Genomic DNA, 25,794 nt, shown 5'->3' with positions numbered 1-25,794 from the left:
GTTGTCTTGGAGGTTGTTGTAGCTGATGTTGTAGTTTTGCTTGTTGAAGTTGTTGTCTTGGAGGTTGTTGTAGCTGATGTTGTAGTAGTTGTGCTTGTACCTGTAGTAGTTGTAGTTGAAGTTGTTGTATAGTCTTCACCGAGGAATCTAACCTTGCCGTCAATTGCCTCGTTGTTTACACCGATAGTAACATTCTTCTCCCAGTCTTCTCTTGTACTTGGATAATAAACGTTTTCTATACCGTCACAGCCGTTAAATGCATTATCAGCAATGTTTGTGAGCTCTTTAGGAAGATATACATCTTCAATACCAAGCATCTTATAGAATGCATACTTAGGAATTCTCTTGCCGCCGTCAACTGTGATGGTGTTAAGAGACTTAGGAATATATCTTGTCCAGCCGCCATAATTGGTTACTGTGAAATATTCCTCCTTGTTTCCGTTGAGGAAAAGATCTGAAAGCTGCTGAGTGCTGCCATCTTTATTTACTGAAGCAATATCAAAACCTGCAAATGGAAGTGAAATTGACTCAATCGAATCACAATCACTGAAAATATGTAAACCTATCACCTTATCATCGCCTGCGATATCAGCCGACTTGAGTGAGTTACAGTTTTCAAATGCATAATCACCGATAGAATTTACATTCTCGGGAATTACAACACTTAAAAGACCGTCACAGTTTGAGAATGCATTTTTACCGATAGATTCTAAACTGTCTGAGAACTTGACATCCTTGAAATCAGCATCGCTGCAATTTACAAATGCGCGGTCTCCGACAGATGTAAGCGTATCCTTGATTACTGAATTTTTAAGTGAAGTACAGCCTTCAAATGCAGATACACCAATAGTTGTTATATCGTCAGGAACATTGATTTTTTCCAAGCCGTTCATACGGTAGAATGCATAATTAGGAATACGCTTTCCGCCTAAAACTGTAACAGTCTTTAATGACTTAGGAATATATCTTGTCCATCCGCCATAGTTTGATATAACGTAATAATCCTTATCGTTTCCGTTAAGGAAGTAACCGGATATCTGCTGTGTGCTTCCTTCAGCATCAACATCTTTAAGTGAGAAGCCTGCATAAGGGATCGTCATGCTCTCTATAGTGCTGCACTCACTGAAGATATGATTTCCGATGCTGTTAGCACCGCCATAGATATCAGCCTTTACGAGGTTGTCACACTTAACGAAAGCGTAATCACCGATTTTCTGAACACTGTCAGGTACTGTGATGTCTGTTAAGCCGTCACAGTCTGCAAATGCCTGTGCACCGATAGATGTAAGTGTATCAGGGAATGTAACGCTCTTGAACTCAGCTAATCTGCATCCGTTGAATGCGTTGTCACCGATTTCTGTAAGAACATTTGTTAATGGCGCACTCTTGAGTTCCGAACACTCTGCAAACGCACATGTTCCTATGTAGGAAATGTCATCAGGAATGATGATCTCTTTTACACCTGTAAGACGGTAGAATGCATAATTAGGTATCTTCTTGCCGCCGAGTATCGTGATCTTCTTGAGTGATCTCGGAATATATCTTGTCCATCCGCCATAGTTTGATATAGTGTAATAATCTGTTGTATCACCGTTAAGGAAATATGTTGAAACCTGCTCCTTGCTATCTTCAGCATTTACAGCAGCAAGAGACGAGCCTGCAAATGGTAAAGTGAGCTCAGCTATTGACTTACAACCACTGAAAATATGTACTCCGATACCATCTTCGCCGCCGTAGATAACAGCAGTTTTAAGTGATGAACAGTTATTGAATGCATAAGCACCGATAGTCTTTACTGTCTTGGGAACAGTAATGCTTGTAAGACCGACACAGCCTGAGAATGCATACTCGCCTATCTTTGTAAGCGTTGTCGGGAACTTTACATCCTTGAATAATGCGCTGCTGCAATTGTTGAATGAATAATTACCAATGCTTGTAACGCCTTCAGGTATATAGCCGTCTGTAAGTGATAAGCAGCCGTCGAATGCATGATCGCCTATAGCAACAATGCTGCTTGGGATAGTTATGGATTCTACACCATTGAGACGATAGAATGCATAATTTGAAATTCTTGTACCGTCTTTGATAGTGATCTTTTTGAGTGCTCTCGGAATGTATCTTGTCCAGCCGCCATAGTTTGTTATAACGTAATATTCCTTATCGTTACCGTTAAGGAAGTAACTTGATATCTGACTTGTTACCTCAGGATCATCAGCTGACTTCGGATCTAATCCTGCAAAAGGAAGTGAAAGCTCAGCAATTGATTTACAGCCGCTGAAAATATGTAATCCGATTCCGCCTGCACCGCCGTCAATAACAGCTTTTTCTATTGATGAACACTCATTGAATGCGAATTCACCTATAGTATTTACTGAATCAGGTATAACAATATCTCCAAGGCCCTTACAGTTATTGAACGCATACTTACCGATGGATTTAAGAGTTGTCGGGAAATCAACATCACCAAATGCAGCCTTGCCGCAGTCGCTGAATGCATAATCACCGATACTTGTAATACCCTTCGGTATAAAAGCATTTTTGAAAGATGTACAGCCTGCAAATGCATAGTGACCGATCTCGGTAATAGTCTCAGGTATAACTATTGATTCTACACCGCTGAGACGGTAGAATGCATAGTTGGAAATTCTTGTACCGCCTAAAATAGTGATCTTTTTGAGCACATTAGGGATATATCTTGTCCAGCCGCCATAGTTTGTTATAGCGTAATAATCCTTCTCATTACCGTTAAGGAAGTATGTGGATATCTGACTTGTTACCTTAGCATCATCACTTGACTCTTCATCAAATCCTGCAAAAGGAAGTGTGAGCTCAGCAATTGATTTACAGCCGCTGAAGATATGTGAGCCGATACCGTCAGCACCGCCATAGATAACAGCTGATGTTATTGATGAACAGTTATTGAATGCAAATTCACCAATTGTCGTTACAGTCTTAGGAACAGTAATGCTTGTAAGACCGACACAGCCTGAGAATGCATAATTACCGATAGATTTAAGAGTTGTCGGGAATTTTACCTCATTGAACTCTGCATTGCCGCAATTGCTGAATGCATAATTGCCGATGCTTGTAACACCTTCAGGTATATAACCGTTTGTAATAGATGTACAATCTGCAAATGCATAGTGACCGATCTCGGTTATGCTCTTGGGAATAACAATAGATTCTACACCACTGAGACGATAGAATGCATAGTTGGAAATTCTCTTACCGCCTGTGATATTGATCTTCTTGAGTGCATTAGGGATATATCTTGTCCAGCCGCCATAGTTTGTTATAGCGTAATACTCCTTCTCATTACCGTTAAGGAAGTATGTGGATATCTGACTTGTTACCTTAGCATCATCAGTTGACTTTGCATCAAATCCCGCAAAAGGAAGTGTGAGCTCAGCAATTGATTTACAGCCGCTGAAGATATGTGAGCCGATACCGTCAGCACCGCCTTCAATAACAGCATACTTGATAGCTGAACAATCATTGAATGCAAATTCACCGATTGTCTTTACATTCTTGGGAACTGTGATTCCTGTAAGGCCTTTACAGCCTGAGAATGCATAATTTCCGATAGATGTAAGGGTTGTAGGGAAGCTGACCGTCTTGAAAGCAGCACTTCCGCAATTGCTGAACGCATAATTGCCGATACTTACAACGCCCTCAGGCATATAACCGTTTTCAAGTGAAACACAGTCAGCAAATGAATAGTTGCCGAATGATTTGATGGTCTTTGGAACAGAAATGTTCTTTACGCTGCCGATACGATAAAATGCGTAATTCGGAATTCTTGTTCCGCCTGTTACAGTAACAGAGTTAAGTGACTTTGGAATATATCTTGTCCAGCCGCCATAGTTTGTAATAACGTTATACTCTTCCTTATTACCGTTGAGGAAGAAATCCGAGAACTGCTGTGTGCTTCCGTCCTCATTAGCTGCTGCAAGAGAATGTCCCATGTAAGGGATAGTGATATCTTCGATAGCTGCACAGCCGCTGAAGATATGATTGCCCATACCATCTGCACAGTTTTTGATAACAGCTTTTTTAAGTGAAGTACAATCACTGAATACATAATCACCGATCTTCTTTACTGTATCAGGAACTTCGATCTCTGTTATGCTTGTGCCCGAAAATGCATATGAACCGATCTCAGGAACTGTCTTCGGGATAACGATATCATTAAATAAAGTACAGTTACAGAAAGCAGCATCTTCGATAGCTGTAACAGCCTCAGGCATTACAAGCTTGCCTTCCGGATATCTTATTTCTACCATTTTTTCCTGTACGTAATCATATACGTCATATGATACAGTAGAGAATGAAGAACAGTTTTTAAAAGCATTCTTGCCGATGCGCTTGATCGACTGCGGCAGGTTGACAGACTCCATATTGCTGCAGTTTACAAACACATTGTTGCCTATGCTTGTTATTATGCCGCCATCTTCTTCGTCACCTGTGTTTTCGATAACTACATATTTAATGATGGAAGGATCTCTGAACGGTGATGAGCCGAAATCATACATATCGCCGTATCCGCAGGCATAAAGATATCCGTCAGGATAGAGCATATATGAAATATGTTCACCAAGAGAACCTGTCTCGGCAATTACCTCATCCTTATCTGAGGAAAGTGCAGGAAGCGTACCTGTAACAATAACTCTCTTTGTTGTTGTAGCCTTTGTAACAGGAGCTCCGGTTACATCAGGATGTTTAATACCGGGTACATAACCGTCAGGATTGCCCTTATCGTCCAGTTTAACATCAGCTTCGATAGTTTTATCTATCGGACTGTTTTTTATTACTATCTGACCGCTGCCAAGATTTTTACCGTTATGTGTTACAGAGTAACTGTACGTACCGGGCAGACAATAGAATGTAGCATTACCGCTTCCGCCGATAGTCTTCTCCTTGTCGTCAAGCTTGACTACAGCTCCCGGTATATACCCTCCGTCTGAACTGCTTATAACATTGAATGTTGCCCTGAATCTGTTATAATCACATTCGCCTATTCCAAAACCGTTTTCAGAAGAGAAATACAGATTTAAGAATGGAAGGTTTATTGATAATTCGAGAAGATTAATGGTATTCTTCTTTCTTAATACACAAAGATCAAGATTTACCTTTACGACAAAATCTGTTGAAGCTTTGATACAGAATTTGCAGGCATGATACCAATCACCTTCACCGCTCTCTATAACCTTATCAGGCGGTTCATTCATGTTCTTCTCATATTGTTCATATATTTTGCCAAGATCTGCCTCTGCTCGGACACGTAGTCCGGCTTTCGCATCAATGCCGATAGCCGCGATATGCTTGCTTACAACTTCAAAATATATTTGTAATTCAAGACCTGCATATACTTCGCCTGTGATTTTCAGGCTTGCATCTATGTTTTTCTCATTAAAAAGCTGAACCGGCTTTTCAACTTTACCATTTTTATTGATATAACCAAATATATTGTCCCATTTAATTGTTAATGTAATTTTTCCCGAGAATTCAACAAAAACGCGGGGATTAACTTCTACAACAGTACCCGGAACAGAAAGCGGGATCAGGATTGTAGCAATTGATGCCGAAAGCGATCTGTTTCTTGCAGACGAAGACTCATAAAAACCGCTTCCAGAGAATCCGTCGGTAATTGTTAATGTAGGAGTGATCTTTACCGTAACTTCAATATTTGTTGTTGTGAACTTCTTATAAAAATTGAAGTTAAGAGAGATAGTAAGCGAACCGGAAGTTTTGTCAGCTCGCTTTACACTTCCGTCGTAATACGGATCATTTGGCCGTGTATCTCCGGTTTGTGGATCAAGTATAGAATCAAGACTGAAAGTTTTGCTTATTTTAACATCATATTTAGCTTCATTTCTTGGTTCTTCATACTCAAAATCAAATGAACCGTCCTCATTAATAACAACGTCACCGTTTTCATCAACATTAGGGAATGATACTCCTTCATCAGCAGTCGAAGTATCAATCTTAGCCTTTGAAAGCTCACCGTTGCCTTCAATCTTGATGAACTCGAAAGCGTCTTCGATATCTTCATCGTTACCTGATACAGTTACTTTATCACCGTCTTTTTCGACGTTTTCAACATTTACTGCAATGATATTGTCGTCATCAGGCTGAATGAAGAACAACTCTCCCTCCTGAAGTGAAGCGACCGTCTCATCTGCATTTTCAAATACGAAAACATTGTTGTCATAGTCGGCAGAAACAAGTGTATTCTGTTCCTCCGAGCTTTCCGCCTTGACTGTGTCATCGTTGAGAACGAGGAAATTAGTTGTATCATCTTCATCAAGATTAACTACCTGTTCCTCATCAAAATCGTTTATATCTGTCGCAATAATCTCCTGGATCTCCTTTGTATATCTGCTAAGAGTATACGAAGTTCCAACGGGACGGTTCAGCGCATCAAAAAGCTGAGCCTTTACAATGTAATACTGCGGAAGCTTGGATGCATCAATCTTGAGTTCGCTGTTGACAAGCTCGCCTGCTTCAACAGTGGTCTCAACACTGAGGACATTTTCCGAAGTTTCATCATTGATGAATGAAACCACGATCTTTGCTTCCGTATGCTGGGGAGATGATACACGTACTGTTCCTGTTTCGCTGTCAAATTCCAGAGCTGTGATCTGGAACTGAGAATTACAAGCTTTTTCAGCGAGCGGATTCTGTGCTTCATCTTTTGCAGCCGCTTGTTTTAAAAGGTTTCCAAGCGAATTGGTTGACTTAATGTCAAAATCGCCTGAGATAGGTTTTTCCTTCGTCGTGGCTGCATTTGCTTCTCGACCGGCATTGTTGAATGCCTGATTCGGCAGGACAGCCGAGGTACACATTACTGCACTCAGCACACCTGCTATTAGTCGGTTTCTAAGCATTTTTCAACATTCCTCCTTGACATAACTATTTGGTATTATATACCAAATATATATTATAAGGCAAAATATACAATTTGTCAATAAACTTTTTAGTTTATTTGAATTTATCTGACCAAAAATTGCGATTTGCAAAATAGTATTTTTGGCTTTAAAACCGTAAAAAGCATCAGTCCAGAAGTTCAATCGACCTCATATTGCGAAAGGTATATGTATAAGCATATACCCCCATAAAAAAGCAATTTTCTTGCCGTATAACATAAAGCAAAAAAATCCCACACATCAGAACCTTTTTTGTTCCGACCTGTGGGATATCATTTTTTGATTATATCAGCAAAAACCGCTCTAAGCATTGAAACATCACCCTGAGCCGCCTTTATGGTCGCAATTGCAAGCATATCTGCATCACAAAGCGCAAAATCAATATCATACTCTGCATTTCTGACAAGCAAAGCTACAAACAACCTTAATGTACGTCCGTTTCCCTCACGGAATGGATGGAGCATATTAAGCTCATGATACAATTCGGCTACACTTGAAACAAATTCTTCATACTCCATACCGCAAAAGAAATCCTGAGCCTTCAAGCGTTCAAATCTCAGCCTTCCCAGCCTTTCAAGCTCGGTATGATCGCAGAAAACAGTCCCCTTCTTTGAGATATTTATAGTACGGACAGTTCCTGCCCAATCGTACAGATCGCCAAAAATAAGCCTATGGATACCTTTATAGAACTCAAAATCCACATCCTTGAACAACAATTCTTTTTCTGCCTTGACAGAACAAGATGTGACGATTATGGACTCCGCTTCATACAAAAGCTCCTGATCTCTTATATCCAGCTTATTGATCAGGACCGTCGTATCGGGATAGCAGCTGTCCTGACAACCTTCAATGCTGTATACAGCCATTATGACTTTGCAGCGCACTTCTGTGCGACTATTTTTATAAGCTTATCATGGGTGATCCTGTTGTCAGCATACTCCTTTATAAGCTTGATAGCTTCCTTGCTGAAGCCCAGTCCTTCCATTTTAGCAGAAGCGACCTGATTTTTGATCGCCTTTTCAGTTGAAATACTGTGCATTTTATCAGCTCCTTACCTACACATTATAACCGAAACAAATGTATATGTCAATAGTTTATTATGTGCATAAAGAGGAATATAAACGAAATTCATTGTAAATGCTGAAAAAGCAGCTTGCGTACTATTTTCATGCCTTTTTGGTTATATTGTCATTAAGTATTTTTCTTGCAATATGAACCGTGAAGAACTCTATCAAAGGTCCCATAAAGAATGCCGTGATTATAGTTCCCATGCCTGCTACTGCAGGTATCTCCCTCAGATGACCGCCGCCCGCCATGAACATAACGACTCCGAACACAACACAGCACAGATCGGTACATACACGTATGAACTTGAACTGCCCTATCTTCCACTTATTTGCCATGATGAGCGCTACCGCATCATAGGTGGAAACACCGAGATCGGCAGTGATATACAGCGACGAACCGATGCATATTATCACTATGCCAATAATAAGGAATACTATCCTCAGTGGCATCGCAGGTTCAGGTATCAGCCATCTTAACAGCTTGTAGGAATACTCCGTAACATAGCCAAGCAGAAAAAGATTTATGAACGTTGCTATACCGATATAATGCCTGTCAAATCCAAGACTGAACGCCAGCAGTACAACATTCACGATGACATAAAGCGTACCGAAGCTTATAGGTACAAGCTTGCTTATACCGCTCATAAAGGACTGAAATGGGTCAACTCCGAATGCAGCCATCTTGAATATGGCAACACTCACAGCTCCTGCCAGCACACCAAGCACTGACATGATAATTCTTCTTTTCATGTTTTCACTCTTTTCTTTTTTTCTGATTATAGCACGAATATTGTAAATGTGTCAATTTAATTATTGCGGTAAAATAAGCATTTTTAGCTGTAAAAATCCGGATTTATCCACTTGAACAGCCGCATCGTTTACAGCATTTTCACCAGATTATAGCCCGTTGCATTGTACAATACTACAAATTGCTTCATTATCCTTGTTAATTCACAAAATGTTATCAAATTCTTTGCAATTATGTGATATTATATAATTATGATGCTATATATAGAATCGATAATATGATTCTTTTTCAAGATTGATCTGTTAACCAATACAGGGTTTTTATGTTATCCCTGAATAAATTTTCATCTTAGGGGGACTCATTGTGGGGACTATAGATTTTGAAAACTGTACTCTTGAAAATGTAGTTGCTTTTGTGACTGAGGAAGTTGACTCTGTCATTGTAGTCGACGGAAAAAATGATAGATACAAGACCATCATCCGAAAAGGCGTGTTCGTTGATTTCATAGAAGAACGAGGACTGTATAAGGACCTTATTGCCAAACTATGGTATCACTTTAACAACAGCTCAACAGGTGTTGTTGAAGATTACCAAGTCTTTATCCCTACATCCGGAAAATTCATCGGCAAATACAGCAAAAGAATAAATATCGAATGTCACGGTGTGCCTCATGTTGTCCAGATGACGATATATCCCACAGCTCAGGAAGACATATATATCTTTGTCCTTAACGAACTTGACGGAAGTCAGTACGTTGACGAAACACTTACAAACAATAAAGTAAAATCAATTCAGAATACATATCTTTTCTCAATGTATGTAGATATAGTACAGGATACCACAAACAGCATCAGTGTCACTGAAATATCAGACGAAGTTATGAATCAGCAGCTTAAATATTCAGAGTGGCGCATGATGATAGTAAATATGATATGGCCGGACGATCAGGCTCTGTTCCTTCAAAGGACTTCACCGGAATACCTCAAGGAGAATCTTGCTCCCGGCAAGACCTCCTCATATGACTGTCTTATGATGAATCTTGAAGGAAAGTACATATGGGTAAAGCTTATTTTCTCCCGTGCCGAAACCAACAATGACGAGGATTTCAGATTTGTATTCATGGTTCAGGATATACATGACAATACAGTCGAGCTTATGTCCACACTGAAAAAATATGAAGAGCTTGCTTCAAAGGACACTCTGACTTCCGTATTCAACCACGGACGTATAGAAACAGAGATGCGCAACGCCATAGAGAGCACAAAGAAAAGCAATGAAAAAGTATCTTTAATGATGATAGATATTGATTTCTTCAAGAGTGTAAACGATGCCTTCGGACACTCCGTAGGCGATGCAACTCTTGTACATTTTGTAGAAACGATCTCTGACTGCATCCAAGATCATAATGCAGTATTAGGCCGCTGGGGCGGTGAGGAATTCGTTGTTGTACTCTATGATGCAGATGAGATAAAAAGTCTCTCTCTGGCTGAAAGGATCAGAACACAGGTCGCCTCTGAAGTTTTTGAAAGTATAGGACATATTACTTGCAGTATCGGTCTTACTCATGTTAAAGCCGATGACGAACTCGATTATGCATTCGAGCGTATGGACAAAGCGGTATACGAAGCAAAATCCTCAGGCAGAAACTGCGTAAAGGTAATGTAAAAAATAACTGTTATACCAATATAGAAGATCAGCCCCGGGGCATAAAGTCTCGGGGCATATTTATTATGTTTTTTACTCAATATAAATCATAATTCAGCTTCTCTGAATTATTTTCTGAGAGTTTTCAAATTTTCATACGTCTAATATTGTAAGATAGTTTTTCATTCACGATCCTTTGTATATATGCACAAATAACTAAAAGCTCACTTGTGCACAATGACAGTGAACGCAGAATTGGTTCACTGATTAATTTCGGCATAATGTTCAATCGCCGGGTACAATATGCTTTTTTTGCCTATTTTGTGTAGAAAATACAGATTTTTCGTTGACATGGGAAATACGTAATGTTATACTGGTAATATGGAAACTGTTCCATAAAATGATCAAATTATGAAAGGGGTAATTCACTATGGAAACCATGAAAAAAATAACTAAAGTTACCGCAGGTATCCTGAGTTTTGCACTGACTCTCGGAGCTGTAGGCGGCATTTCTCCGAAAGGAGTTTATCCTGCACTCTCGGCTTCTGCCGAAGATGATTACAGATCCGACCTGCGCGAAGGAATGGATAAATACGAATATGAACTCAAAGATGTTTATATTTATAGCGTAGAATACGATGAACCTGCAAATTTTAAAGTCGTCCCCAAAACAAACGGATACTATTCAACATGGTCATATTCCAGTGTACTTGAGTTTGGAATAAATCCTGTTTTTGGTGAGCTGTCAGACTCAAACAGGGCTATGCTCGATAAGCTTACTCCCGGAACTGTAGCTACGATCAAATTCACATCAAGTGAAGACTATCCCGAGCTGCGCCTTACAGATGATGAAAGTAACGAAAGAAACAACGGCAGCAGATATTGGGTAAATGATATCACTCAGGTAAAAGCTCCCGGTATCTACTATTACGGCGATATCAACGATGACGGAGTGATCGACTCATTTGATCTTATCGGCTACAGAAAGTACATAAGCGATCCCGAAAAATCCCCGCTTTCAAATGATCTTTTCCTCAATGCGGACATAGACCAGAACGATGTGGTTGACGAAGCCGACCTCCAGCTGGTATCCGATTATATACTCGGAAAGATAGACAAGTTCTACGGTGCTCCTATGGTCGGCAGTGTACGTCTTACCGATCAGGTGGACATAAAGGCATCTGAGGGTAAGGTCACTGACGAGACATTTGCAAAGGCAGAGATGAAGTTCGGCGTTGATATTCTCAAAAAAGCTTTTGATCCTACTAAGGAAGGCGAGGAAAATCTCCTTATCTCACCTCTCTCCATATCATCTGCCCTTGCCATGACTGCAAACGGTGCTGACAAAAAGACATTGGAACAGATGGAAGCCGTACTCGGTAACGGTATGACTCTCGATGAACTCAACGAGTATATGGCTTACTATGTTGCAAATCTTCCTGATGAGCAGAAACAGAAGCTCCTTGTTGCCAATTCTATATGGTTCAGAGATGATCCTACATTCAAGGTTCTGGACGAGTTCCTTGAAAAGAACAAGAAATATTACAATTCTGAGGTATATAAGTCAAAATTTGACGATACTACAGTCAATGATGTAAACAGCTGGGTAAGCGAAAATACAAAGGGCATGATACCAACTCTTCTTAAAAAGGGTGATCTTAACCCTACAGATAAAGAGACAGCAATGATGATGCTCATTAATACACTTTACTTTGAAGCTGAGTGGCAGAATCCTTTCGGTGAATCCTATGATGGAAAGTTCACTGATCTGGGCGGCGTTGAGCACGACATAATAAAAATGTCCAGCGAAGAAAGCGAATATTTCGACCTCGGCGATGCAGACGCTTTCAAGAAGCCATACAAGGGCGGACAGTACAGCTTCGTAGGTATTCTTCCGAGAGAAAAGAATATCGTTGACTATGTAAACGATCTCGATGCTGAAAAGCTTATGGAAGACCTGAAGGAGTGCGAAGATCCGAGTTCAGTTGAGCTTCATGTTACAATGCCAAAGTTCAAGTACAATTACAGCAAAAAGCTCAAGGACATTCTCATTGATATTGGTATGAGAGACGCTTTTGACGATAAGCTTGCTGACTTCTCAAAGATAAACGATCTTACAGTTGAAGGCGCAGATCCTCTTTATATAGGCGATGTTCTCCACAAGACAAAGATAGAAGTAACAGAAAAGGGTACAAAGGCTGCTGCTGTTACAGCTGTATTGATGATGAAGGCAACTGCTTTTGAGCCTAAGAGGATAATACATATCGACCTCAACAGACCTTTCGTATACATGATCGTTGACAAGAACAACGTTCCTGTATTTATCGGTGCTGCAACTCAGCTCGAAGAAAACTAAAGCTGCTTTCATACGAGGGCTGAAAAAAGGGTTTTTTCAATGAAAAAACATTGATTATCAGAAAAATATTATTTAATACCGTCGGAATAAATAATTTCGGCGGTATTTTTCTTGCATTTTAAATAAAAACTGAGTATAATATAATTAAAATAAAAAAATAATTCTGAACCCGTTACGTTTATGTCTCCAATGGAGAATAGATATTATGAAAGCCAACATGATGCATCTTAAAGCTTTACATAAGAGGTGACCAAAATGACACATGAAGAATATAAAAAAGCTTCCGACCGCTCAAAGGAAGAAGCTCAGCGTATAATATTCAATGAGTATTTCAAATATGTTTATACAATAGTTTTCAGCCGCCTGCGCAGCTGCGCCAGCCGTGAGGATATTGAAGAATGTGTAGGAGACATTTTTGCTGATGTATATATACATTATGACAGCAGCAAGGCAGTCGGCGATGATATCTCAGGCTTTATCGGAACAGTTGCCCGCAATAAGGCTGCCGATATGTACAGAAAGCTGACACGAAAAAGATTTACATTTGTTTCTGTTGATGATGAGGACGTTCCCGAACAGGAATCTCCCGAAAACACAGAAGCAGACTATGAGAAAAAAGAACTAAGAACCAGCCTTATGAACTGTATATCACTTCTCGGCGAACCCGATTCCACTATTATAATGCAGAAATACTTCTTCATGCGAAGCTCACAGGAAATAGCAGACAAAGTGTCATTGACTCCCGAAGCTGTAAGAATGAGATGCAGCCGCGCTTTGAAAAAGCTCAGGGAAAAACTCACCGCTATGAACATATCACTTTAAAGGAGGTACAGTTATGAACGATAAGGAGTTTGATCTTACAATGCTTGAAAACGCAGACAATGAAACAATGAAACGAATCGCCGAAAACTGTCCTGCTTCCGATGAAGAAATGGAGAGGATGTTCGCTATGAGCAGAAAGATATATAAAGAAAGAACCAAAGAAAGTAATAATAAAGATAATATCGAAGTATCAGGCGTAGAGCAGTACAGAAAGCCTGTATGGCAGAAATTCACGGCTATTGCAGCTGCACTGGTACTCACAGGCGGAGTTGTTGCAGGCGGAATGTATTTTATGAAGAATAAGAACAGCTTCAATGATACTCCTGTTCCTGTAGCAACAGAGCCCGCAACAAGTCCGTCAACTCAGCCTGCTTCACCTGTTGAGGAGGGCTGCCCCTTCGGAGATATCTCCAATGATAAGGTACGTATAACATATGCCGCTATCTCACCGGGAGTTGTTGACGTAAAACAGGATTTCGTAAAGCAGCTTGCTGAAAACTTCAACAAGGGCAAATGGACAGAATTATCCGATGCACCTCAGTTTATGGGAGAATATTCAACTATTTTCATCTATAACAACGGAAACCCATATCAAGTCGACTGCTGCCTTTACAATACAGAAAACGACAAGGGCGCATATATAAAATTCAATGACGGCAAAGACTTAAAATATTACACAGGCGATGAATTTGTTGTAAAAGCGGTTCAGGGGCTTTACTCTTATGACTTCGACATGAATGAAGTTATCAAGCTTGACGAATCAGACTATGATGATCTTATCCATAAGGTATGGGCAGACCAGAAAGCTCAGACAAATGCCGAAATGGTCAGGATACCGCTTCTCGAAGGCGCAGCAAGTGACGATGCAGTAATGCAGCTTGGCAAACTCGGACTTAATGTTGCGATCGTTGAAGTAGCAGATACTACAGCAAAATCAGGCGCAGTTGTAAAAACAGAACCTGATGCCGATACTGAAGTTGCTAAGGGCTCAACTGTTACTATCTATGTGACCACAAATGAGACTGATAGCTCCGAGCCTGATACAGTAACTGCTGACCTCCTTGCAAATGCTCAAAGATTATATGAAAGAGCTATCGAAACTGACTGTAAATTCGGACGTTCAGCTCCGCAGTACTTCAATATTGATACTATGAACTGCTTTATAGTTGCTGACGGTCGTACTCTTTCCTATGTATACGATATAACTCTTGAGGAATTACGCGCTCAGTATCATGAAACTTTCAGCGACAGATATGCTGAGAACGATGCGACCATAGACAAATGGTATTCAGTAAATGACGGTAAGTTATGCTGGCTCACAGGTGACGCAGGTGTTGATCTTTACCTTGAAAGTGCAAAGGTAACAGAAGTACAGCGTCAGACAGATGATGAGATTTTCTTTACAGTTGAAAGACATTACAGTGATTTCCGTCACGTTGACCTCGAAGGAGACTTTGAACCATACACAGAAAAGGACGAATTTTCAATAATCTTGCAGACTGACGGCTCATGGAAGATAGGTAAATTCAATAATCCTAAGCCAAACTGATCAATTCACCAGAACATTAACACCTCCTTAAAGTAAATTTATATAGATGCCGTTAATTCGGCAAAATGAAAGACTCCTCATACAGAGGAGTCTTTTATTAATATCTTTCTCAGTCCAACTACGTCGAACACATCTATTGCTTCATCTTTATTGATATCATATTTTTCAAGTGTTATATCACTGTTTGCATCTGCGAAAGCACCAAGAATGAACTTCTGTAGCTTTACAAGATCGGAGACATTGTATTTGCTTTCATCAGGCTGCTGAACAGTGAGAGAATTTTTCAGATACGAGTCAATAAGCTCAGCCCAGTACTCTCCCATAAGCTTGTAGCCCTTGTTATTCGGGTGAACTCCGTCCATGAGCTGAGTTTTCACATCTGTGATAACGCTTGAAACATCGGCATTACGCAGCTGAGGACCTTTCAGTGAACTCTCATCAGGAGTCTGCTTCTCATTTTCCATATCCCAGCTGCTGAGTATCCTGACGCTCCTCATTTTCTGCACAACACTTGTAACATTTGCATTATAAGTAAGCAGAGTCTTATGAATGTTTTCCTCAGCCACATCATCGGGATAATTGGTCTGCCAGTCCGCAGAATGTCGGTAATTGCCGAACCAGTCGTAAACACCGCTGCGGTTAGGATCAACATCTGGTATAGTAGTCACCAAAAGCGTGGAGCTTTCTGGGATACTGTCCATGATATACTCAATAAGCTCCTGTAGCCTTTTAGGCGCATTATCCATGTCATGGTTGTCGATAACATCGTTAGTACCTATCTGCAATATGACAATATCAGGCTCGCATTTTGCAAGACAGTCCGTAGACTTCAGCGTTTCAAGTATACCGTTCCTGCCGGGGTACTCCTTTATAGCATAGCCGCTGTAGCCCGTATTGTCATCATCATAGGTGAAGCTCTCCCCTGTTTCACTGTCCGTAAACTCAGCCATGAAGCTATTTCCCTTAGAGCCTACCATATCAACGGAATATCCCTTTTTTGTCAGCTCATTGTACAGGTACTTCCTGTAAGAGCCTGCAACTCCGTAGCCATCGGTTATGGAGTCGCCTATTGCCATAATTTTTATCTTATCAGTTCCCTGCTCACTAATTGCGCAGGCTTTTTTATTTGTAAACTCCATTCCCGAAAAACAAACAGCCGCAGCCGCTAAAACAGATACTATTTTACGCATTTTCTTCACTCCTTCGGTATTTTTTATTATTTTACCATATAAAATATAGCATTTCAACCGAATAAAACACCGATGAAGTTGATTTTTTACAGGAAATAACTCTGCCTCTTATTGCTTTATTTCCGCTCATATGTTATAATGATATTATAATAAGTATGTGTAATCAATAACCGCAGTTAGGCGGTTATTCCCCCGAATTACATTCGGCGGACCAGCGATGATATTTACGGCAGGATTCGTTCACAAAACGTTAATAAATTGTTTACAATTTTCTTTGCACATTCCTGCCGTCTGAACAGTTATACATTAGTGAAGGGAGGTTTCAGCGTGTCAGTGGACATAAAAGATCAATACGATAAGATATTCCGCTACTGTTACTACAAGATTCACGACCGGGATAAAGCTGAAGATCTGACACAAGAGACCTTTCTCCGTTTTCTTGAAAGCTCTCATTACCACGATATGGGTAAGGAGCTCCATTATCTGTACACTATCGCAGGTAATCTGTGTGCAGATGCCTATCATCGGAAGAAAACTGAAGAGCTTTCGGAAGATATGAGCGACGGAAAAGACTATGAGGACTTCATTCTTACAAATGTGGCACTCGGCAACGCCATCAAAAAATTAACGGCCGAGGAACAGGAGATAATCCTGCTGCGATATGTAAATGAAGTGCCAATAGGCGTGCTGAGCGAGCTATACGGGGTATCACGGTTCAAGATGAGCCGCATGATTAAGCAGATACTCACGCGTCTGAAAAAAGATTTTAAAGGATCGGAGGGCTGAAGCTTGAATAAAAGAATGAAAAAGGCTGTTCAGGAATCGTTCAGATTTCCCGAGACAAAGCACAAATATGAATTTCTTATGCAGGCTGAGGTCATCTCCGCTCAGGAAATGCAGCGGAAAAAGAGGATACCTGTTGTATTCAGACTGTCTGCCGCAGCTGCGGCTTGCGGTTTGGCACTGGGTGCATGGGCACATCTCGGAAGCCGCTCAAAACTTAGCGAAAATGATTTTCGTGACGAGCCTGCGATCGTTACGACAATGATCGGCGGCAATGGTGAAAGCCAGCCGGTCACAACTGCTATCGGGAACGGCGAAACAGCAGGTGCAACAACTGTAAACGTCAGCGCGGTCACAACGGTCAGAACCGGAACTGCAAAGACAACTACGGTAACATCGGGATCAGCTCTTACTGCACTGGGAGCAAAATCTCGCAGCACTACTGCAAGCCGTTCCGACCACAGCAGAGTAACTGCGAATACAAACAGTGATACGGTCACTGTAGAATATACTATCACAAACGAAGAAAAAACATATTATATGAAGCACCTCGGCACCTTTGCCTCTGCCTTTGTTATGGGCGGAAATGCTATCCCAATAGCTTCAGCCGCCGAGTATAAGCTGCCATACACAAGAATGTATCCGAATGAAAGCGATATATTCGCGGATATCGAGTCTAATGCAGAGACTGTTGATATAAACCGCGACGGCTTTTTCAATATGCGTGACTGCTATGATCTTTACTGCTACAGCAATCATTATCAGGTATCTGATACCGTAGCTGATAAATGCAGGAAATATGGTGTCTCAAAAATAGACGATGAGGAGAATGATACTCCTCCATGGCTCAGCTATACAGAGCTTATAAGATATTTTCTCATTAAAGAAGGCGCAAAGGCTGAATTTTTCAGCACCGAAAGCTATCCTTACCGCGATACTTTAACCGATACCTATGCTCCGTTTGCGTCTGATCAGTTCGTATCGGCAGTATTCAGCGAAAGCGACCATCTTATGGCAGGTTATCCGCTGATATCAGCCGCTTACAGAAGCGGCCTCATCGACCTTGATGTAAATGCCGACGGACTCTTTGATATAAATGATTATATCGATTATTACGTCTGCACCACCAATTCAAACAAGTCAAATCAGAACAGCGGAGATTTCATTCCGTGGGAAAGACCTGAGGCTACTGTTCAGCGCTGCAATGAGCTGCGCAGCAAAGCCGAAGCTATCACCCGTGACAACTGGCTTGAAAATTACTTCGTGTGGTGTCTGCTTGAGTATACACCTTTCCGCTCGGAATATGCCGAGGCAAGCTATTATAACAGCATTATCCCCGAAAAATACGCAAGGTACTACAGTCCTGAGAGATATTTCGAGGAATATTGCGAGACTACGGGAATTGAAGAGTATCTTTTCACATTCAATACCCAGAAGTTCAACAACTGCTTTGATGAATACTGCAAGGACGTTGCCGCAGGAAGAAGATCAGCTCCGGATATAAACCTTGACGGAGTCATAGACCGCAGCGACTATGAAGCTTCAGATATTTATTTCGGTGATATCCTCAACGGAAGAAACGCTTCACAGAGCGAGCTTCCCTCACGTGTATGGAACAATATCACATCAAACTGTGATTTCAACAACAATGGCACAAGCGGTGATGTTTATGATATAATGATAACTCAGATGTACGTGCTTATAAATACAGGCGAGAGCAGTTCAAGCTCGGGCGGATCTTATAATTACGACAGCAATATGGGTATCTTATTGGATATAAACAATCCGCGCAGCGGTGACGTTAACGGAGACGGCGAGGTAGATATGGCAGATGCAGTCCTTATCATGCAGTACCTTGCAAATCCCGACAAATACCAGCTCACAGATTCAGCTATGTACAATGCTGACGTTGAAGGCGAATGCGACGGACTTAACACAAGCGATGCAAGTGCGATCCAGCGCAGACTGCTCAACCTGTGACAATAACCAAAGTGATCTCATTCCTCATATAAATGATATTTGAAAGGCTCTCCCACAGCTCTCGCTGTGGGAGAATCTTTTTACAGCATTACGCATTAACACAGAACACAGGCAGCATAATCTCGCGATCAAAGCTACAGTACGCCGAGGGCGCTGTCCCCTGCTAACTGATATATTCAATAAAAAGCCACAGCATTCTGAACTTCTCTCAGTAATGCTGTGGCTTTATTAATGCTATGTCATGGCTCTTTGGGCTCGTCTTTTTCTTCTGCACGTTCAAGTGCAGAGATAACAGCGCAGAGCTTTTTCCTGCTGCCGCTGTCAAACTCAATGGTGACAACAGTATCATCACCGATAGGGAGCGTATCCGTTACCGTACCGTCTCCGAAAAGCCGATGATGAACTCTGTCGCCTATTTTTATTTCAGTATGATCAAGCATAGTGCTTATCTCTCATTGTAGTAAATATCTACTGAGCCAATGCCATGATCTATATCCATTTTGTACTTTCCGCCGTTCTTGGAGAAATCTGTCTCAGGGTTTGTAAGTCTGAATACCATCTCACCTACGCCGCCGTCAGCGTCGATATCACCGTTTACAGTACCGCTGAACTCAAACTGTCCAACGCCATGATCAATGTCAAGACCGCCAACTGTGCTTGACATTATGTTTATCTCACCTGCGCCGCCGTCAACCTTAAGCTTTTCCTTACAGTCCAGATTCTTTATGTTGAGCTGACCTGCTCCGCAGTCGATATCGCCGCTGTTACAGATAACATCATTAAATGTCACATCTCCTGCACCGCAATCCAGCTTAAAGCTGCCGCACTTTATATCCGAAGCAGTTGTCTCACCTGCACCCATTTCAAGAATGAAGCTGCTGTACTCCTTTTCAGGGAGAGCTATATTTATAACAGCACTGTTATCTCCCCATAAGTGAAAGCTTGGAATCGAGAAAATACCTATCTTCTTTTTCTGGCATAAAGTTCTGAATGTCGCCCCCTCTGTCTTTGCAACGAATTCATCGGGAATGTTTTCAGCATCAATATGTATCATCTTATCTTTACTCTTTGTTATGGTAAGATCACCGTAAGGAATGTCAATATCTATCTTATTGACTGATTCAATACTGAATGTCTCATGCATTTCCTTTGTTTTGAAATACTTATCCCTGTCATGCGCGTTATAAAGGATAACACCGATAACAAGCAGGATTATTCCTACGACCACCATTACGAGCCACGCAAGTCCGCCGCCCGATTTCTTCTTCTGAGGAGCCTGCGGTGCCTGAGGATAAGGTGCACCCATATTCATATTCATCTCCATATTCATATTCTCATTCATTTACTTTTCCCCCTTTTTTGAAAAGACCGCCTATCCAGTTACATACACCTTTTATACCTCTGCCAAGTGCAGGTATTGCTTTGTTCATAACAGGCTTGCACAAAAGCAGTACAAAACCTGTTATTATAAGACCTGCGCCAAGAAGCATAAGTCCTACGCTCGGAACTACGAACAGTGCGGATACACCGCCTGCGATCAATCCGATGCCTGATGCAATAAATGCAAATACAAGCGAAAGTACTGTAACGATCAATGCAAATAATACAGTAACAATAACTATGAGTATCGGAAGCCATATCGGGAATGTTATTACTGCAAAGAATATCCTGAGGCCCCAGTTAGCTGACTTCTTCTGTACAGGTGCTCCCTGATACTGATACTGCGGCATAGGTCCCAGCATCGGACCTGCTGCGAATGCAGGTGCAGGCTGAGGATCAAAAGCCTCGGGGCCGCTTATCTGTATACCGCTCTCACGGAGAATATTCACAGCCACATCTTCAGGCGAACCCATAGAAGCCGCTGTCTCCTCTTCTTTCCCAAACCCTGCGTCAAGGAATACCTCTTCGTAGTAAGTAAGGGCATCATTTATATCATCAGAATTCATACCGCCCTTTTCCAGGCAGTTTCTCAATTTTGTAAGAAATTCAAGCTTGTTCATTCTCTTCAGCTCCCTCATCCATTAAAATACTGTCGATCTTCTTCTTGTGATTACGCCATTCCTCTCTGTACTCCTCCAGAGATGTTTCCCCCTGTGACGTCAGTCGGTAATATCGGCGGTTCCTGCCCATATATTCCTTATCATACGTCTCGAGCATTTCGCCCTTCTGCAAACGTCTGAGTACAGGATAAAGGGTGGATTCCGATATATCCACAGCCTTCCGCAGATACTGCGTTATCTCATACCCATAGGTATCATTGCGCTGAACTATGGAAAGCACCATAGCGTCAAGCAATCCTGCATTAATTGTAAAACCCATATACTTTCTCCTTTCCATATAGTATTTTATGGTTTGCAATATTTGCTTTCTGATAATATTATACGCCGTATAATATTGTTTGTCAATACAATATTATGATTATTACAGCAATTTGTATATCTGCACAATCAATAATACTATTTCAACGCAGTCAACTGTTGATTTTTTACTAAACTCAGCATAAAAAGCGCATATAAAAGCCCGCAAGCAGTTACCTAAACTGCTTACGGGCAATAAAACTATATCATGTATTTTCAATATAAATTACGAATTCCATTTCGGAAGTCTCTTCGAGCCGTCTGACGTACACCTTTCCTCCAAGAGCTTTTACCGTCTCACTAACAACGTACATTCCTATACCGCTGCCGTCCTTGTCGGCCGCATTCGAGCCTCTCCAGTAGCTCCTGAATATATACGGCAGCTCCTTTTCTGGCAGAAGCTCTCCGTGGTTCCTAACAGATATACAGAAGCTGTCGTCCTGCTTTGTAAAGGATACGTTTATTCCCTTTCCGTCACCGTACTTCACAGCATTTTCAAGTATCTGACTTATAGTGCGGTAGAGTGCGTATTTATCGCTTTCCATTACAGAGCGTATGCTGCATTCGACTTCAAAGGGTATCCTTTTCATAGCCATTCTGTCCTTATACTCATTTTTCACAAGCTCGGCAAGCGCCATTACGGAGAAACGGTTTATTTCAATTTCGCTGACTGCTGCCGATGAAGCAGATGACTTCATAAGCTCTGCCGCAAGGACTTCTATCTTCTCTGTATTTCTGTCTATCTTATCCGCAATACTCACTATCATATCATGTTCTGATGAGTAAAGCCCCGTCCTTACTGCGTCGGTATAAAGGCGGATATTTGATACAGGAGTTTTTACTCCATGAGCTATTGATGATACGAGAGTGCGGCGCTGTCCCTCAAGCTCGTTTATACGTTTAGTGCTTGATGCAAGCACATCTGACAGCATATTCATACCCCATATATACCTGCCGAAGTACCTGCTCCTGCTCTCGGGAAGCTTCTGTATATCACGAAGTCTTGCAAGGCGCTCGGGATAATCCGAAAGCCGCCTGAACGGAACTATCACAGCAAACCATATATACAGCGTCTGAATGAGTATTATCAAAAAGCTCACTATTATAACGATATTTCCCACAAGAAGTACATATCCAATGTCATCTTCAATGTAACGGTATTCTATAAAGCCTGTTATCTCACCCTTATCATCATATAAAGTGCAAAGAGCTCTGCTTTTATCCACAGATGCATAAAAAACTTCTTTATCATCATTTTTTGCAGGAATGAACCTGATATTCTCAGGCAGGTCATCACCGTACTCATTCGCCCATTTTATCATATTCGCCGAAATAATGCTTTCCGCATCATCTCCGCTTTCGGACATAAGCGATGTTATCTCGGAATTGATCCTGTTTATCGCAACATTTCTTCTGCTTATATGAGTTTGCATTATCTTTTTGCAGCCTATATTAAGCCCTATTGCAGCTGCGGCAAGGATAATTGCAAGCGTTATTATTATCTTTTTCATCGGCTCGCTCCAAATCTGTAGCCGACCTTCCATACAGTCTGAATTATTACAGGTGAGTTCGGATCATTTTCTATTTTTTCCCTGAGCCAGCGAATATGCACGCTTACCGTGCTCGGCTCTGTAAAGCAGTCGCAGCCCCAGACTGCATTGAAAAGCTCGTCCTTGCTGACTGCCTCTCCCTCATGCTGCATAAGATACTGCAAAAGCTCGAATTCCTTTGCATTGAGCTTAAGCTCCTTTCCGCCTGCGGTAACACGGCGTGATACTGTATCCAGTTCAACACCGCAGCTTTGCATCACTCCCGTACTGCTGCTTTCGGCAGTGCCCCTCTTCATAAGTGCCCGTATCTTAGCAGTAAGCACTCTTACCGAGAAAGGCTTGTCTATATAATCATCGGCTCCTGTCTCATATCCGAGAAGCTTGCTCTCCTCGTCAGTGAGAGCACTCATCATAAGTATTGGGATATTTCTGATGCTTCGTATAGCAGTGCAGGTCTCATAGCCGTTCATTTTCGGCAGCATAACGTCCAGAAGCACAACTCTGCACTCTTCCCCATCAAGCAGCACAAGGGCTGTCTCGGCATCAGCACAAAGCTTTACCGAGAAGCCCTCTTTCATCATAAAATCTCTTACCAGCTCCCCCATTTCGGGGTCGTCCTCAATGATAAGGATATCTGTCATCTTATACTCCTTTATTCCCAGCTTCCAAGGTCAATGAATTCGGGTTCTTCGGCAACGCCGTCTTTTCCCGTAAGTATCGCCTGAAGCGTATTTGTGGCATAGTCAGCGATCACCATATGCACCACACTGTCGCTGCGGATACATACCAGATTATTATTCAGCTTTTCACAGGTCATAAGCTCCTTGAAATGATCCAGCGTCATGTCCTTTTTTCCGCAGAAAAGCTGTTCATATCTTTTCCACCTTATTAAATTGCCCTCATTGTAAGTCAGATAATCGTTATTTCCCTCAGCAGCAAAGGAATTGACCGCACAAAGATAGTTAGGATCGCTCCATTCAACTGTTTCGTTGAGCTTTGTATCGCCCTCACGCAAAACAGTCTCTCCATCTTTTTCCTCATCAGTAACCACAAGCTCTGCTATAAAAGCATCTTTTTTATCCGTAGCAAGTATATTGACACAGAAAGGATATCTCTTTGAATTCTCTGCCAAATACTCTGCGCACTCTCTTGCGCTGCTCATATTTTCAAGAGCATATCTCATAGCATAGGTATAGCTTGTCTTGTTTTCATATGTATATTCTGTCCCGGCACTGCCTACATCAAGCTCGCCAAGAAATACGCCTTCTTCATTAACAGCACTAAGTATAGGGAAAAATCCCATATAGGTAACAGAGGTAAAGCTCTTTTCGCCGTTTTTATAGTGTACAAGAGTGTGCGCCTGACATATCTGATTTTCGCTTCCAAGCTGCCATTCAAGCACACGGCAGGTAATACGCTCTCCCGAAGCTGTTGTACTGCCGTTTGCAGTTATCGCACTGCAAGCCGTACCCCTGAGTACATCGGGGATCAATTCCATTAGTATTACCTCATCATGACTAAGTACGCCGTTCTTTTTGAATTCATTAACATCTCCGCTCAGTCCCTCTGCAAATCCTTCAAGCTCCTGTCTGTAATCTTCATCGAGAGACGTGTAGATAGCTGTTGTACGCTTTTCTATCTCTTCATATTCCTCATTTGAATCATTTGCAACCGAATTGATATTTTCGTAGAGGTACTGTTCAAGATACTCCACATAGTCAGGACGTGCAAGGAGTATAGCCTCCGCGTAGGCAGCTCCTACGTCCTTATAGCTTCCGTTTTCATAATCAAGAGTAACGTCATAATAGCTGTCCTTCTGCTCTATCCTGCACAGTCCGTCAGCCGACTCATAAACTTCCTTTGTTTCTTCCTTGGTAGGAGCTACGCCGGCATAGTGCTTTTCGGAAAAGACGTTTTCAACAGGCACAAGTTGGCTTTCGCCGCTTTCAGGAATATCAAAATCATCATAAGTAACTCGTCCGCAGCCGCTCAGCATCATTGCCGATAAGAGTACAGCGCAGACAGCCGTGATCTTTCTGCTTTTCATATTATCCCCCTTACCAGCCCTGCTCCATGAGCCAGTTTTTCAGCTTGCGCTCTCTTGCAGGGAGCTCACCGTCGTCAGCAAGCTTGCCGAGCTCCATTTCTCCCTGTATATCTCCGTCAATGAGGTAGAGCACCTTATCGCTCATTGCAGCCACCCTGACGCTGTGAGTTACCATCATTATAGTAGTCCCCTCGCGGTTTGCATCTGATATCTCCTTCATAACATCTGCGGCAGCCTTTGAGTTAAGTGCGCCTGTAGGCTCATCGGCAAATATCATCTTAGGTGAATTGATAAGTGCTCTGCACAGGCAGGCTCTCTGTAGCTGTCCGCCCGATACTTCGTTCACCTCATGCTCGGCTATTTCGATTATGCCAAGTCTGCGCATAAGCTCCTCGGCTTTTTTATTAGCAACATCTCTCGGAGTTCCTGCCTGATATGCAGGAAGCACGATATTGTCGAAAACGCAGAGCTTCTTCATCATGTACATCTGCTGAAAGATAAATCCCATTTCATTGAGCCTGAGCTTTGAAAGTTCCTTTCTTCCCATTGAACCCAGATCCTTTCCGCCGAAGTCAACAGAGCCCGATGTCATTGCGTCCATGCCGCTGACGGTGTACAGAAGTGTTGATTTACCGCTGCCGCTTGGTCCCATAACAGATACGAAATCGCCTTTATTGAGGTCAAAACTGACATTTCTCAGTACATTGTTGCTGTATTCCTTTATTATATAAGTCTTGCAAAGTTCCTTTACGGATAAAACCTTTTCCATAATGCT

Annotated in this window: 19 protein-coding genes; 6 read left to right on the top strand and 13 right to left on the bottom strand. The window is 41.7% G+C overall.

Going from position 1 to position 25,794, the window contains the following annotated elements; translation table 11 throughout:
- The 4 genes from L870_RS18125 to L870_RS0116080 form a co-directional block, all read right to left on the bottom strand.
- Window positions 1-6,887 (bottom strand): leucine-rich repeat domain-containing protein (locus L870_RS18125; RefSeq protein WP_037272814.1); only part of this gene is annotated, 6,887 nt, incomplete at its 3' end.
- A gap of 311 nt (window positions 6,888-7,198) precedes the next feature.
- Window positions 7,199-7,792, bottom strand: a complete 594-nt coding sequence (locus tag L870_RS18120) for a Fic/DOC family protein (RefSeq protein WP_037272811.1) — start codon at window positions 7,790-7,792, stop codon at window positions 7,199-7,201.
- Window positions 7,792-7,965, bottom strand: coding sequence for a hypothetical protein (locus L870_RS19450; protein ID WP_155250228.1), 174 nt, complete (start codon window positions 7,963-7,965; stop codon window positions 7,792-7,794). Before L870_RS19450 ends, L870_RS18120 begins: the two co-directional genes overlap by 1 nt.
- A gap of 127 nt (window positions 7,966-8,092) precedes the next feature.
- Window positions 8,093-8,743, bottom strand: a complete 651-nt coding sequence (locus L870_RS0116080; protein ID WP_037272808.1) for a YczE/YyaS/YitT family protein — start codon at window positions 8,741-8,743, stop codon at window positions 8,093-8,095.
- Window positions 8,744-9,104: 361 nt separating this feature from the next.
- Here L870_RS0116080 and L870_RS0116075 point away from each other — a divergent pair, with 361 nt between their 5' ends.
- The 4 genes from L870_RS0116075 to L870_RS0116060 all read left to right on the top strand — a co-directional run bounded on the left by L870_RS0116075 (window position 9,105) and on the right by L870_RS0116060 (window position 15,112).
- Window positions 9,105-10,406 carry a GGDEF domain-containing protein gene (locus L870_RS0116075; protein WP_037272805.1) on the top strand — a complete coding sequence of 434 codons (1,302 nt, stop codon included), beginning with the start codon at window positions 9,105-9,107 and terminating at the stop codon, window positions 10,404-10,406.
- 409 nt (window positions 10,407-10,815) lie between these two features.
- The gene (locus tag L870_RS18815; protein ID WP_051411619.1) at window positions 10,816-12,741 is read left to right on the top strand and encodes a serpin family protein; all 1,926 of its coding nucleotides are present in this window, start codon (window positions 10,816-10,818) and stop codon (window positions 12,739-12,741) included.
- Window positions 12,742-12,996: 255 nt separating this feature from the next.
- A complete protein-coding gene (locus L870_RS0116065) occupies window positions 12,997-13,563 on the top strand; it encodes an RNA polymerase sigma factor (protein WP_028519019.1) in 567 nt (188 codons plus the stop codon).
- A 13-nt stretch (window positions 13,564-13,576) separates the two neighbouring features.
- Complete coding sequence (locus L870_RS0116060) at window positions 13,577-15,112, top strand: PASTA domain-containing protein (protein WP_028519018.1); 1,536 nt, start codon at window positions 13,577-13,579, stop codon at window positions 15,110-15,112.
- Between the two features lie 77 nt (window positions 15,113-15,189).
- Here L870_RS0116060 and L870_RS0116055 read toward each other — a convergent pair whose 3' ends face one another.
- Window positions 15,190-16,302 carry an SGNH/GDSL hydrolase family protein gene (locus L870_RS0116055; RefSeq protein ID WP_028519017.1) on the bottom strand — a complete coding sequence of 371 codons (1,113 nt, stop codon included), beginning with the start codon at window positions 16,300-16,302 and terminating at the stop codon, window positions 15,190-15,192.
- Between the two features lie 327 nt (window positions 16,303-16,629).
- Here L870_RS0116055 and L870_RS0116050 point away from each other — a divergent pair, with 327 nt between their 5' ends.
- Together L870_RS0116050 and L870_RS0116045 are read left to right on the top strand one after the other, a co-directional pair.
- Window positions 16,630-17,088: an RNA polymerase sigma factor gene (locus L870_RS0116050; protein ID WP_037272803.1), complete on the top strand. Its 459-nt coding sequence runs from the start codon at window positions 16,630-16,632 to the stop codon at window positions 17,086-17,088.
- Between the two features lie 3 nt (window positions 17,089-17,091).
- On the top strand, window positions 17,092-19,065 hold the full coding sequence (locus L870_RS0116045; protein WP_028519015.1) for a dockerin type I domain-containing protein: 1,974 nt from the start codon (window positions 17,092-17,094) through the stop codon (window positions 19,063-19,065).
- Window positions 19,066-19,304: 239 nt separating this feature from the next.
- Here L870_RS0116045 and L870_RS0116040 read toward each other — a convergent pair whose 3' ends face one another.
- The 8 genes from L870_RS0116040 to L870_RS0116005 all read right to left on the bottom strand — a co-directional run bounded on the left by L870_RS0116040 (window position 19,305) and on the right by L870_RS0116005 (window position 25,788).
- Entirely contained in the window at window positions 19,305-19,505 is a 201-nt protein-coding gene (locus tag L870_RS0116040) for a hypothetical protein (protein WP_028519014.1), read from the bottom strand.
- 5 nt (window positions 19,506-19,510) lie between these two features.
- Window positions 19,511-20,407, bottom strand: a complete 897-nt coding sequence (locus tag L870_RS0116035) for a DUF4097 family beta strand repeat-containing protein (RefSeq protein ID WP_028519013.1) — start codon at window positions 20,405-20,407, stop codon at window positions 19,511-19,513.
- Window positions 20,400-21,065: a DUF1700 domain-containing protein gene (locus tag L870_RS0116030; RefSeq protein ID WP_028519012.1), complete on the bottom strand. Its 666-nt coding sequence runs from the start codon at window positions 21,063-21,065 to the stop codon at window positions 20,400-20,402. The genes L870_RS0116035 and L870_RS0116030 overlap by 8 nt, the downstream gene beginning before the upstream one ends.
- On the bottom strand, window positions 21,052-21,384 hold the full coding sequence (locus L870_RS0116025) for a PadR family transcriptional regulator (protein WP_028519011.1): 333 nt from the start codon (window positions 21,382-21,384) through the stop codon (window positions 21,052-21,054). The genes L870_RS0116030 and L870_RS0116025 overlap by 14 nt, the downstream gene beginning before the upstream one ends.
- Before the next feature lie 244 nt (window positions 21,385-21,628).
- Window positions 21,629-22,933 carry a sensor histidine kinase gene (locus L870_RS0116020; RefSeq protein WP_028519010.1) on the bottom strand — a complete coding sequence of 435 codons (1,305 nt, stop codon included), beginning with the start codon at window positions 22,931-22,933 and terminating at the stop codon, window positions 21,629-21,631.
- Window positions 22,930-23,613, bottom strand: coding sequence for a response regulator transcription factor (locus tag L870_RS0116015; protein ID WP_028519009.1), 684 nt, complete (start codon window positions 23,611-23,613; stop codon window positions 22,930-22,932). Before L870_RS0116015 ends, L870_RS0116020 begins: the two co-directional genes overlap by 4 nt.
- A gap of 11 nt (window positions 23,614-23,624) precedes the next feature.
- Window positions 23,625-25,019 carry a C45 family autoproteolytic acyltransferase/hydrolase gene (locus L870_RS0116010; protein WP_028519008.1) on the bottom strand — a complete coding sequence of 465 codons (1,395 nt, stop codon included), beginning with the start codon at window positions 25,017-25,019 and terminating at the stop codon, window positions 23,625-23,627.
- A 10-nt stretch (window positions 25,020-25,029) separates the two neighbouring features.
- On the bottom strand, window positions 25,030-25,788 hold the full coding sequence (locus L870_RS0116005) for an ABC transporter ATP-binding protein (protein ID WP_028519007.1): 759 nt from the start codon (window positions 25,786-25,788) through the stop codon (window positions 25,030-25,032).
- Between the last annotated feature and the right edge of the window lie 6 nt (window positions 25,789-25,794).

It is taken from the genome of Ruminococcus flavefaciens ATCC 19208 (assembly GCF_000518765.1).
Classification (GTDB): Bacteria; Bacillota; Clostridia; order Oscillospirales; family Ruminococcaceae; genus Ruminococcus; species Ruminococcus flavefaciens.
This window is presented reverse-complemented; position numbering and strand designations above follow the sequence as displayed.

Bases quoted from the DNA above. Each gene is read 5' to 3' on its own strand.
- L870_RS0116015 (WP_028519009.1), bottom strand. From the start codon at position 23,613: ATGACAGATATCCTTATCATTGAGGACGACCCCGAAATGGGGGAGCTG.
- L870_RS0116055 (WP_028519017.1), bottom strand. From the start codon at position 16,302: ATGCGTAAAATAGTATCTGTTTTAGCGGCTGCGGCTGTTTGTTTTTCG.
- L870_RS0116040 (WP_028519014.1), bottom strand. From the start codon at position 19,505: ATGCTTGATCATACTGAAATAAAAATAGGCGACAGAGTTCATCATCGG.
- L870_RS0116080 (WP_037272808.1), bottom strand. From the start codon at position 8,743: ATGAAAAGAAGAATTATCATGTCAGTGCTTGGTGTGCTGGCAGGAGCT.
- L870_RS18815 (WP_051411619.1), top strand. From the start codon at position 10,816: ATGGAAACCATGAAAAAAATAACTAAAGTTACCGCAGGTATCCTGAGT.
- L870_RS0116025 (WP_028519011.1), bottom strand. From the start codon at position 21,384: ATGGGTTTTACAATTAATGCAGGATTGCTTGACGCTATGGTGCTTTCC.
- L870_RS0116020 (WP_028519010.1), bottom strand. From the start codon at position 22,933: ATGAAAAAGATAATAATAACGCTTGCAATTATCCTTGCCGCAGCTGCA.
- L870_RS18120 (WP_037272811.1), bottom strand. From the start codon at position 7,792: ATGGCTGTATACAGCATTGAAGGTTGTCAGGACAGCTGCTATCCCGAT.
- L870_RS19450 (WP_155250228.1), bottom strand. From the start codon at position 7,965: ATGCACAGTATTTCAACTGAAAAGGCGATCAAAAATCAGGTCGCTTCT.
- L870_RS0116035 (WP_028519013.1), bottom strand. From the start codon at position 20,407: ATGAATGAGAATATGAATATGGAGATGAATATGAATATGGGTGCACCT.
- L870_RS0116060 (WP_028519018.1), top strand. From the start codon at position 13,577: ATGAACGATAAGGAGTTTGATCTTACAATGCTTGAAAACGCAGACAAT.
- L870_RS0116005 (WP_028519007.1), bottom strand. From the start codon at position 25,788: ATGGAAAAGGTTTTATCCGTAAAGGAACTTTGCAAGACTTATATAATA.
- L870_RS0116010 (WP_028519008.1), bottom strand. From the start codon at position 25,019: ATGAAAAGCAGAAAGATCACGGCTGTCTGCGCTGTACTCTTATCGGCA.
- L870_RS0116030 (WP_028519012.1), bottom strand. From the start codon at position 21,065: ATGAACAAGCTTGAATTTCTTACAAAATTGAGAAACTGCCTGGAAAAG.
- L870_RS0116065 (WP_028519019.1), top strand. From the start codon at position 12,997: ATGACACATGAAGAATATAAAAAAGCTTCCGACCGCTCAAAGGAAGAA.